The sequence below is a fragment of the Xenorhabdus sp. PB30.3 genome (assembly GCF_963895965.1).
Taxonomy (GTDB): domain Bacteria; phylum Pseudomonadota; class Gammaproteobacteria; order Enterobacterales; family Enterobacteriaceae; genus Xenorhabdus; species Xenorhabdus stockiae.
Map to the genome: position 1 here is coordinate 1 of NZ_CAWQMW010000108.1, position 1,121 is coordinate 1,121.

At 27.9% G+C, this 1,121-nt stretch carries 1 protein-coding gene; it reads right to left on the bottom strand.

Annotated elements, in window-relative coordinates:
* Window positions 1–426: 426 nt before the first annotated feature.
* Window positions 427–1,121, bottom strand: a 695-nt coding sequence (locus AACX38_RS06665) for a hypothetical protein (protein ID WP_228865911.1), incomplete at its 5' end; no start/stop codon positions are given.

The following is a 1,121-nucleotide window of genomic DNA, read 5'->3' on the forward strand; positions in this document are numbered from 1 at the left end:
ATATATCTGTATTAGATATATAGCTGTTAAAGACACAAATATAATAACACCAACATTGAAATTAAAAACATCCTTTATTGACAACAAATAATTCAATATTATAACGAAAATCAATGTTATTAAACTGAAAACACTAGATAGGGATGTATCAGTAAACGCATTTACTTCATCATCAGATGTTATTTTTTTGTTTTATCATTTGTTTTAAGTTTTTCTAGCGCCTTAGGGAAAATTAATGCCACCCATGCACCACTTATGGCAAATATTATCGCAGATATACTAGTTGATACACTTATTAAATTAGTTAGATTTATTTTTCCTTGATTAACTAGTTGACTCACGATATCTTGTGAGCAAAGATAAAATATCAAACTTGCCATAACTGAAATGATTATGACTACAATGAGCCTTATTAAAACACTCAATTTATTTTCCCCCTGCACTCTGTTTTGATATTTTCTTTTTATCTGTGCCTGTTTTATAGCCTTTTATTGATTCTATAATAAAATCTTCAATATGATTTATATTATTTAGACAACTTATGATATCTTGTGCTGTATATGGCCATACAGGAATATTTTTAACATCAAGATGATCCATTTCTAACTTAACAGTTTCCTTAGCTTGAGAGTTGTTTAAATATAAGGTTTTTGTTTCTTCTTCATCCTCTACAATAAAACCTACTTCATCTATCTCTTCTGTGCCCTTTATAGACTCTATATAGACCCTCAACTCTTCCTCAGTGAATTCAACTGGAACACTCAAAGTAACTTTTGATTTTATAGTAGGTGTTGGTTTTTTACTGGAAATGTATTTTAACAGAGATGTTAATTTTATTAAACTGGATGATGCTTCCGCACTTACTTCTATTTTTGATCTTGTTATAAGATGTTTTAAATATTTATGGCTCTGTATTAATTCTCTTTCTATTGATTTATTTATAAACCTATTAATTTCAAACGAAAAGTAACATAAAGACCCATTTTCTTTATATTTCAATCCAGCACTTAATTTTTCATCTTTTTTTATTTTATGATCCGAAAATGGCGAGAAATTATTAATATAAGACCTTAAATACCTTACTATAAAGATAGAGTCCGCAGAAGATCCATTATATTCTA